This window comes from Aquidulcibacter paucihalophilus (genome assembly GCF_002105465.1).
Lineage (GTDB): Bacteria > Pseudomonadota > Alphaproteobacteria > Caulobacterales > Aquidulcibacteraceae > Aquidulcibacter > Aquidulcibacter paucihalophilus.
Genome location: NZ_NCSQ01000062.1, coordinates 1 through 9,548, shown reverse-complemented (window position 1 = coordinate 9,548; position 9,548 = coordinate 1). Strand labels below are relative to the sequence as shown.

8 protein-coding genes are annotated in these 9,548 nt (G+C 52.0%); 6 read left to right on the top strand and 2 right to left on the bottom strand.

Annotated features, from left to right (window positions below; genetic code table 11):
* Positions 1 to 379 precede the first annotated feature (379 nt).
* A complete protein-coding gene (locus tag B7364_RS05165) occupies positions 380 to 1,000 on the bottom strand; it encodes an NYN domain-containing protein (protein ID WP_085338870.1) in 621 nt (206 codons plus the stop codon).
* 337 nt (positions 1,001 to 1,337) lie between these two features.
* Between B7364_RS05165 and B7364_RS05160 the strand changes: the two genes are divergently transcribed.
* From B7364_RS05160 to B7364_RS05145, 4 genes are all read left to right on the top strand, one after another.
* Complete coding sequence (locus tag B7364_RS05160) at positions 1,338 to 1,688, top strand: DUF2958 domain-containing protein (protein ID WP_085338871.1); 351 nt, start codon at positions 1,338 to 1,340, stop codon at positions 1,686 to 1,688.
* A gap of 105 nt (positions 1,689 to 1,793) precedes the next feature.
* Positions 1,794 to 2,252, top strand: coding sequence for a helix-turn-helix domain-containing protein (locus B7364_RS05155; protein WP_085338869.1), 459 nt, complete (start codon positions 1,794 to 1,796; stop codon positions 2,250 to 2,252).
* Positions 2,253 to 2,308: 56 nt separating this feature from the next.
* The gene (locus B7364_RS05150; RefSeq protein WP_232780815.1) at positions 2,309 to 2,854 is read left to right on the top strand and encodes a PIN domain-containing protein; all 546 of its coding nucleotides are present in this window, start codon (positions 2,309 to 2,311) and stop codon (positions 2,852 to 2,854) included.
* 92 nt (positions 2,855 to 2,946) lie between these two features.
* Entirely contained in the window at positions 2,947 to 4,056 is a 1,110-nt protein-coding gene (locus B7364_RS05145) for a Fic family protein (RefSeq protein ID WP_085338867.1), read from the top strand.
* Between the two features lie 208 nt (positions 4,057 to 4,264).
* On the opposite strand, the gene B7364_RS05140 is transcribed toward B7364_RS05145, so the two are convergent.
* Positions 4,265 to 5,968: an SUMF1/EgtB/PvdO family nonheme iron enzyme gene (locus tag B7364_RS05140; RefSeq protein ID WP_085338866.1), complete on the bottom strand. Its 1,704-nt coding sequence runs from the start codon at positions 5,966 to 5,968 to the stop codon at positions 4,265 to 4,267.
* Between the two features lie 380 nt (positions 5,969 to 6,348).
* On the opposite strand from B7364_RS05140, the gene B7364_RS05135 reads away from it, so the two are divergent.
* Both B7364_RS05135 and B7364_RS05130 read left to right on the top strand, forming a co-directional pair.
* Complete coding sequence (locus tag B7364_RS05135; RefSeq protein ID WP_085338865.1) at positions 6,349 to 7,626, top strand: hypothetical protein; 1,278 nt, start codon at positions 6,349 to 6,351, stop codon at positions 7,624 to 7,626.
* A 30-nt stretch (positions 7,627 to 7,656) separates the two neighbouring features.
* Entirely contained in the window at positions 7,657 to 9,300 is a 1,644-nt protein-coding gene (locus B7364_RS05130; protein ID WP_157893505.1) for an SUMF1/EgtB/PvdO family nonheme iron enzyme, read from the top strand.
* The last annotated feature ends 248 nt before the right edge of the window (positions 9,301 to 9,548 follow it).

The following is a 9,548-nucleotide window of genomic DNA, read 5'->3' as shown; positions in this document are numbered from 1 at the left end:
AACACGCCTCTGGATCAGATACTTTGTCCACACGGCCTAAGGGCCTAAGGCTGGAAACGAAATCAGATAAATGAGCCCTCGATCGGAATGTCCGCTTCGGAGCTCCGCTAACCCGCCCCAAGTGGCAACTGATGGCGCAAGGCAGACCATAGGACAAGTTTCACAATTGATGGTTGCGGACCGAAGGGGTGAAAGGTTGGCCTTGAGGCGGCGGTTGTGATCAAGGAACATTTCTTAAAGTTGGCTGTCCGCTTTTCTGTCCCGACTGACCGCCGCAGTGGCGATAACTAACCGCTTTTCCTAGCAAACAGCGCGGTGTTTGGTGGTTTTTTACAGGCGTGGACGGACTGATCCTCAGAGTACGAAAAAGGGCTCAGGACTAATTTGGTGGATCATAAGCTGTAGGACGAAGTACCGCGGATGGACCTTTAATCAATTTGGGCAGCAAACAAGCTTCCAAATCCGCTACCGTGATTGTGCGCTTGCTATTGCCGCAGGCCTGTAGCAGAGCGTTATTGTGTTTTCGCCCAGTCACAACAACTGACGTAACCTTTTTCATCGGGAAACGTTCTTTAATGACCGCGACCGCTGGCACCTGATCTGTATCAGCGGTCACCAAGTAGGCATGGTCGAAAACATTGTCAAAACCATCTTGAACCAACGCGAGCGCAAGATTGACGTCACTCTGCTTTTCTACGGGCGCGTCCCAATCAGCACCACAAGACCGGCAAATACGCTTCTCAGTAAGAAAATTCCCCATTTTACAAACGACGCCAGTTGCTTCCAGTGCAGAAACATAGCGGCGATGCCGTATCAAACGATCTGGCTTGTCCGTGCGCTGCGCTGAACAGTAGACAATTCGACATACAATTTCGTCACGGCTTGGTACTAATCGACTGGCCAAGGCCCGCCAGTCCAACCATTTTAGATGTGGCCGGTTTAAATCGTCCAAAGAGTGATAGATGTTGAATCCATCAAGATAAAAAGCTGCACGAATCATAATCAAATGACTTTAAACCAAAAACGCCCTTGGCATAACCAAGGGCGTTTCTCCGAGCCGAAACTTGGAGGGGCCCACCAGCAAGCTGATGGGGTTGATGTCCATAATATTGCGTGCGCGGTCCTAAAGGTCAAGTTAACAAGCTGACACATTAGGGCATGTTTCTGGCAGATCGGTTGTCTTTATACGCGACCATGCAAGCGAAATCCACAAGGATGCCAGATGTAGCTTGCCGTCAAGCGTGCACTTTCGGCACGCGTTGACTGCCGCGCTCTTTCATCTGGCAGGCCTCACTAAGTTCGCTCGCATGGTGCGCGGCGGCCTCAAGGAGGCTTACATGACACAATCACTTTTTACCCAAACTATCCGTCAAAAATTACTGGCCAATGGCGCACGCTCTGCCGCGGGCGAGCACATTGATCCCGTCCCGGTCGTGAAGCTATTTACCCCAGCCGCTAATGCGACCTGGCTTCTGACCGAGATTGATCCCGATAATCCCGACATTGCCTTTGGTCTGTGTGATCTAGGGCTTGGCTGTCCTGAATTAGGCTCGGTTAGTCTCAAGGAGATCGAGCGTTTGCAAGGCCCGCTTGGCCTGCCCGTAGAAACGGATCAGCATTATGGAGAGACGCGTCGGTTGAGCGAAATCGCCAAGCTGGCTCGGCGTGCTGGTAGCGTTTCCGCCTGATCAAAGCGCTGGAAGCCTCAAGCCATCTTGTCGACACAGTTTACGTTTATTTCGTTTATTGCGTTTATTTCGAATAAGGCCTACCAAGTTCGTCGGGAGAGAAAAATGACAATGCCAGCCTACGCCCAGGAATTGGGCAGCCGATTGCCCTCAGCAAATGAGCGCGCGGTAGCAAATAACTTACGCCAAATCCTAGCAGCTCATGCCCAAGGCGGCACAACGTTGCGCCTTCAACAAAGTGTCGATCAGCCCCCAACCGAGGTGATACTCACGCCGGGATTGTCCGCCCTGCTCATCGAGCTCCTCCGCCATCTGGGCCAAGGCGATGCTGTAACCTTAGTTCCAATCAGCCAGCAGCTGACAACCCAACAGGCCGCTGACATTCTCAATGTGTCACGACCATTCCTCATCAATATCTTGGAACGTGGTGATTTGCCCTTCGAGCGCGTTGGACGTCATAGGCGCATAAAGGCTGAGGATCTTTTTGAGTATAAACGTTCGCGCGATGGCCGCCGCAGCCAAGCACTTGATGCGCTCGCGGCCATAGACGCGGAACTCCTCTAGCGCCCTTGTTTGCCAATCGATACACCGCATTTATCGATGCCTGCACTTTAGCCAGAGTGCTGCCGAGGAATCTGCTTCTGTCACTTGCTGAAGCAGATTTCTTTCGGATCCGTTGGTCGACGCCGGTTTTAGACGAAACAGAGCGGGCCATCATGGGTATGCTGCACAAGCGCGGCAACCCAATTGAAACTGCTCAAGAAAAAGCCGCTCACCAAATCCAACAAATGCGCGCGGCATTCGAAGATGCTGAAGTTGTGGATTTTGAGCATCTGCTGCCGGTTGCGAGTGACCTACCTGATGCCAACGATGCGCACGTTTTAGCCGCTGCTCTGAAAACCCAAGCCGCAGCAATCGTCACCGATAATCTAAAAGATTTTCCAGCCCACATCCTCGATAGCCTCAATATTGAAGCGCGATCCTCCGACGACTTCATTGCAGATACAAATGCGCTTGATACAGGACGGGCAGTCTCAACCATACGAAGACTGCGCGAGCGCTTCAAAAGGCCCGAACTCATGCCAGAGGAATTCCTATTATCACTGGAGGCTGCAAGCTTACTAGCAACGGCTGACAGCTTGCGTCCGCATTTGAATAGTCTGTAGTCTCCGCGTTTGCGGCAAGTTTGAGCGATGGCCGAGCCGCTATCGCTCATAAATTCGTTGATTACGAGCGATAGAAAGGCTATCTATCGCTCATGACATGGAATTGGCAACAATCAGATTGGCCGCACTTCACTTTTTCAAGTGAAGCCTACACCACTCTTGAGGCCAATTTTCTCAAGAATGCGGGCGTAATCGTGGGGGCTATGGCCCATGTTCCAAAGCTTGAGCGCCTTACGCTGACAGTGGACCTCATCACGCAGGAGACATTAGATAGCTCTGCGATTGAAGGCGAGGTCTTGGACCGCGAGAGCGTGCAATCTTCTCTAGCACGACAGCTAGGCCTTCAAGCCCCCTTGCGTCGATCAGGCCCTAAAGAGACCGGAGCAGTCGAGCTTATGGCCGATGTTTATCGTGGCTTTGATGCACCCTTGGATCAGGATCGGCTCTATGCTTGGCATGGCATGCTGATGAACGGACGACGAGACTTGTCGAGTATTGGCCGATATCGCAACCACTCTGACGCGATGCAAATTGTCTCTGGTCCAATCGGTCGCGAAACCATTCATTTTGAAGCCCCGCCATCAGACCGCGTTCCTGACGAAATGAATGCCTTTCTCGATTGGTTCAAATCAAGCAGCCCGACGGGTTCAGTGCCCCTGCCCGCTGTCATACGCGCAGCAGTCGCCCATCTTTGGTTTGAATCTATCCACCCCTTTGAAGATGGTAACGGGCGGATCGGTCGCGCCATTGCAGAGCTTGCCCTCGCACAAGCCACTAGTGCACCGAGCCTCACGGTTTTGTCTGAGGCCATTAAGCTTCACCGACGTGCCTATTACGCCAAACTGCATGAGGCGAGCCTTTCAAATAAGATTGATCCCTGGATCGAATGGTTTGGTGAAACCGTACTAGCCGCCCAACAGAACACCCGTCGGCGCGTCCTCTTTGTCATCGCAAAGACAAGGATGCTCACTGAACTCCAGGAGCTCATTAATGCGCGACAAGAGCGAGCCCTATTGCGCTTGTTTGAAGTAGGGCCAAATGGTTTTGCAGGGGGGCTGAGCGCGTCCAACTATCAAAAAATCACCGGCGCTTCCCCCGCCACGGCAACCCGTGATCTCGTCAATTTGGTCGATCTCGGTGCCATAATACGAACAGGTGAAAATCGAAATGCGCGGTACTGGTTGAATTGGGAGAATGAGTAAGCTTTCGATCATTTGCCTTGGGATAAATCTTTAGGACGCGGAGCCCATCTATTTCTGCAGATAGCTTTTGGTCTGCTTTGCGCCAGTCGTTTCCAATCAGGGCGAGTTCTGGGCTTCCCTAAAGCGGACATTCATCAGTTGGCAGATTAGTTGCGCTTCATCTCCGTCGAACATCCTGCAGACTTATGGCTGGATTCTAAGCGGCAGCTTAATTCGGCAGTCTCGCAATTCGAAAACCATCTAATTTATGTGGGCTTGGTTCATGTTCGATACGATTTGCAGACCGTGATCGCACTGGATCGAGATGAGAAGCGCCACCGCGACTAACGTGGGTAGAACAACTTGGGGGCCGATAACTTGAACCATCCGAAGGTTGAACAGAATAATCAGGATGATAGCAGTCCTCAACCAACTCCGATCTGTTTCCGATCATATCATGCAAACCAAAAGAATTGGCAATTTTACCCCCAACCGGTTGGAGGCTTTCGGAATTCAATTTCACCCAGCCAAAATTGGCCAAGATGTTTTGGTCGTCACCAAAACTCCACTGAGCGTTGTTACCCGCCCGGGCTGCATATTCCCACTCCGCCTCTGAAAGGAGCCGATATTTCCGCCCGGTTTTGCGGCTGAGCCAGGCAACATATTGCTTGGCGTCGTCTAGCGAGACTCCAACTGGTATGTGGCCGTGGGCTGTCGCATCTTGAACCACGCTCCGACAGCCTGCAGCCAAAACACATGCTCCGTAATCGCGGATCGTAACTTCATACTTGCCGACTGCAATCTCATAATCAATTCTTATCGTTCGCTGCGGGCCCTCGTCTTTGTCACGCCCGATCTCGCTTGCAGGCGAGCCCATCACGAATCTACCGGGCGGCAGCGCAACCACTTCCGGACATTCCTCGCAGTCCTTCAATTCACGGGGCTTGTTCAGATAGTCCACAACTTTTCTAGAATATTCCACGCCTTGATAGTCTTCGAGCAGTTGGATAAACCAAGCCTGCTTGGACCAATGCTCCGCTCTGGGTAGAACCGGAATCACGGACTCAAAAGAAATCCTACTCTTGGACAAACTCATAAACGCTGCCTCAAGCAATTCGTTCTTGTCTCCAAGTGCTGCCAATCGCAACTGCTGAATCAGGACATCGCGGCTACTTGGTGCCAGTGCTTGGGCGTCTGAAATCCGTTGCTTAGCTTCTGCTTGGTTCCCCGCATCAATCAGGGACCGTGCCTGTCCTACAAGCTCTAACACAATCGGTGAATAGACAGGCGCAAGTTTCTTTAGTTCGTTGGTAGCCTTTACGCGGTCAGAGAGGTTAGCGGCGTTAGCCTCTATCTTTCTCAGGATCTTCACAGCATCGACGGGCTGGGCGAGGCCAGTTAGGAAGATATCTGCAGCCTTAAACCCTGAATTGGATTTTGACGGATCCGCCTCGAATGCTTGGGCAAAGAGGCGTGCGGCGCGGCCATTTAGCCCGGCTGCAAACGCAGCTTCTGCATCCGCTTCTGCCGTTATAGAGGCGCTTTGCAAATCAATCGTGGAAAGCAATCGTCTGACGCTTGCTTTAGCTTCATCGGGCGCTAGCGCGAGCGCAGTTTCTGCCTCAGCGCGTGCTTCGCTAAATCGCTGAAGCCCAAGTAATGCCATACCTGAGTAATAGCGCACACGGTAATCCTTTGGCGCTTGAGCGCTAGCGGAACGTACGGCGGCCAGCGCCTCAACATACTCGCCGCGCGAAATTAGAAGCTCGACGCGCTGCAGAACTGGCCCATTTCCTCCTTGAGCCAAGACGAGAGCAGGCACCGCAAGAAAGACCGCCAGCAATAGCGCCGGCAAGGCAGCCCGCTGAGCAAAGCGTGTCGAAGGCCCTTTTGATCGGGCTTTCAGCGCCGCATTTGCCTTAGGGTTGTTCATAACAAGTCCTTTCTTAGGGGTTTTAGGCCTCGGCCTTCCTAGGTCCTTGGGGCAGACCTCTGGGAACGATGACAAGCAAACCCGGAGTATTTCAAGTTGTAAAGAGCTGAGTTCATAGAGTTTCTGAGATTTTTCTCTGAAATGGAGTTAGAAGCAGGCTATCTTCACTCAGTAAATTCTAACCTCGGATATGAGAAAGGCTTACTCAGGTGTAACTTGCTGGCATTTGGCGCTTGCAGGAAATCAACTTACCGGCTTATCTTTGAATTTGAACGCGTCTAGCCGATGTTTGGATAATTGACGCAGCGTAAAAAAACTATTTACAAAGAGCGGCTAAGCGCAAAACAAAGTTGGAAATTTTTCTGGTTTAGGGAATTAGAATGCCGCGACCGAAATGCAGCGCACCTATCATGAATGAGGCGAAGCCGGTAACAAGCCTATTGTCGAAACGGCGTTTTTTGCTGGGCGCGGCGTCGCTTCCGGCAATCACGATAGCAATGCCCGCGAATGCTCAATTGCTCGATCCCTCTAGAATGGGCCAGAGTACATCGTCTGCGGCTGGAAGCGCGTTCGTTCGCGGCGTAGCGCCACGGGACGGCAGTGCGCGCTCATGGTTCGTCACGGTCGCCGATGCGTTGGAGAGGCTGTTTTCCAAAGTGCAGGCAGGCGGAAACGAGCATAATCGGCTGGCGTCGAACGAGAGCGACCTGAAGAACCAAGTAAACAAGGCAGAGATCAACAAGGAATCTGTCCTCGACGAGTTTCGCAATGGCATGTTCTGCTCGGGATGCAATCAGACCCGCTCCCAGATCCTTGCAAAGGGTGAAAGCTTTCCCCATTCCGGTCAGTCGATCATTCGGGCAACGGCTGAACAGATCGCAGCCAAGGAGCGGGAGCTCAATCTCGTTATCAACAGGCTGAAGTCTTCGCTAGACGAGGCGATCCAACGCGTTAGGTTGTTGGCCGAAGATTTACAGGAGGCATTTGATCAGATCCAAGCCGGAAGCGGACTATTCAGCACAGCGCTTTACAATTGGAAATCGACGATCGTCTCCCATGAAAATGAGTTGAGCGAAGCCTTCATCCGGAAGCGCAATGCAGCTTTCGCGGCGGCTACGGAGATCAGTAACAGAGGGGAGAAGTCTTCCGATCTTCAGGAAGTGCGCGCAGCATTGTCAGATCTCGACATGTGGGAGGATATTGTTCGCAAACTGAACGCGTCGATGATAGCGGACTGGAACGCAACTCAGGCAGCACTCACAGAGATGCACACGATCGCACGTACGCGCCATGATCGCCTGATGGCGGAAGGAAACCGGATAACCCTCGCGCTTGGTGTAACTGGACTCTCAGCGGGATTTACCGGAGCCTATTATTATCTTCTGAAGGGGGCTGGTCCTGAGGTTGCGCCCGGACGGTTTGGTGGCGAAGGTTCTGAAGGCCTGCGCTTCCGGCTTGGCGATGCGACACCTACCCGGCGCGGCGAGATCCTCTCCAGCGTTCAGGGGTTTGTCAATCAATATAGGTCCAAGCCATTTTCTCTTAAGCTGCAGTTTTCAAGGGCTCCGGAGTTCGACTCTGATCCATTTAGGTCGGAAAGGCGCAATGTTGAAATCCGCGAACGGGAGCTTGCAGGATCCTCGCCCACCACGCCATAAGACTAATTTAGTTGTACAAGGAGACAGGCCTTGCGGCGGAATAAGCGGATCCTTTTTGCAGCCTTAGCGATGTGTGGCGCGGCTTTGATCTTCAGCCCTTCCACCGTGTTTGCCCAAGGCAATGTTTCGTTCGAGATTCAGCGCGCTGAGACCCTAATTGCGCAGGGCGACTATGTTGAGGCGCTTGCCACGGTGCGTTCTGCGATCTCCAAGGCACCATCTGACTACCGTGTGCGCTATTACTCAGGCATGGCATTACTCGGGCTCCAGCGATTTGACGAAGCACGCACTGAAACAGAGCTCGCCCTGTCGCTAGCGCCTGAAGCAGACAAGGCTGGTGTTCAGCGCCTGCTCGACACGATCGCGCTTCAAAGCGTCTCGCTCACGGCAGAGGCCGATGCCGAGGCGGCCCTTGCCGCTGGATTAAATGGCCGCGCCGCCCGTCTCTTCGCCCAAGCCTTCGAGGCAGACAAAAGCAAGGCGAAAGCTGGATTTAAGGCGGTCGAACTTTATGCAGGCGTGTTGGCACAACCGGAAGAGGCTGTGAAAGTTCTTAGACTAATCGAGCGTCGCGCAACTGACCCAGTTGAACGACTACAGGCCGCTGAGAAATTGAAACCCCTAAAATCAACCATTGAAAAAATGGTATTGTCCTATCTTGAAGCCGCATCAAATTCCGTTCGAGAAAAAGATGTCGCAAAAGTAAAAACAACTCTTGAGGAAGCCGTACTGATCGCTCCAAATTCAACAACGCTTTCCATGGCTTTGGTCAGCTATTACTCAGGAATCCGCGATGAGGATGGCTTGAAATTTGCTCTAAGCCGCTTGCCTGCGCAGGGAATTGATCTTCATCACGGCCTCTACGCTGTAAAGCCGAAGCCCTATTGGCTAGAGAAACCATGGTTTGCGCAAATGGTCGCGGGCTACCGAGATAAATCTTATTCAGATTATTACAATTCGATAGCTGCAACCCCAATTCTAACACCGTTCAGAGACTGCGAGGAAGTTTGTCCTGAACTTACTCTTTTACCAAGCACATTCTTTGTGTTCGACGAGAATTCAGAGGGCCGAAAACCTGTTTTGACACTTCAGCCGATCGCAATCGGTAGGTTCGAAATTACATACGACCAGTTTAATGCCTGCACTCGCGATGGGGCCTGCCCCAAAATTGATCCCCGTGACTTCGGCAGAGGAAAACATGCGGCTTCCTTCGTGTCTTGGAATGATGCGAACGCTTACTTGGCTTGGCTCAGCAAAAAAACAGGAAAAACTTATCGCCTTCCATTGCGAGAAGAGTGGGTTTACGCCGCGCAAGCTGGAACCCCAAAGACATACATTACAAGCAACGTGATTAATAAATCCGTTGCCGCGGTAGACGGATTTAAACCATGGCCGCAACAAGTTGGTTCGTATCCCGCGAACGAATTTGGTCTTCATGACATGCTAGGGAACGTTATGGAATGGACCGCAAACTGCGTATCATCGCGATTGGTCTACCAAGAAAACTCAATCAACACGCACCGTAAAGTAAACTCTGAGAGCTGTAGTCAGAGAGTATTATTAGGAGGTCACTATGCCAGCCCTATATCCGACATTACAGGATATCGTTTTTGGCAAAAATACATTGGCGAACAGACCTACGATACTGGGTTTCGTGTGGTGCGCGAATTCTAGGGTGATTTTCCCATACTAGGTTCGATATTGCTACTTAGGTCGAGGACCGCAACAGATTGGGACGCGCTCGGCTTCGCGCTAGGTCCCGCCATTTGACCTGCAAAATTAGTGACGCAAAGTCGCTAGAACGTCCCAAACAAGCGCTTCAGCCCCTACTTTCGGGCTTTAAATTCTTTTTTGTTAGAGCGGCTCCACCTTGATAACATCTGACCTGAGCCCTTAGGGTCCCTCGTTCTTTATGAGAGTCC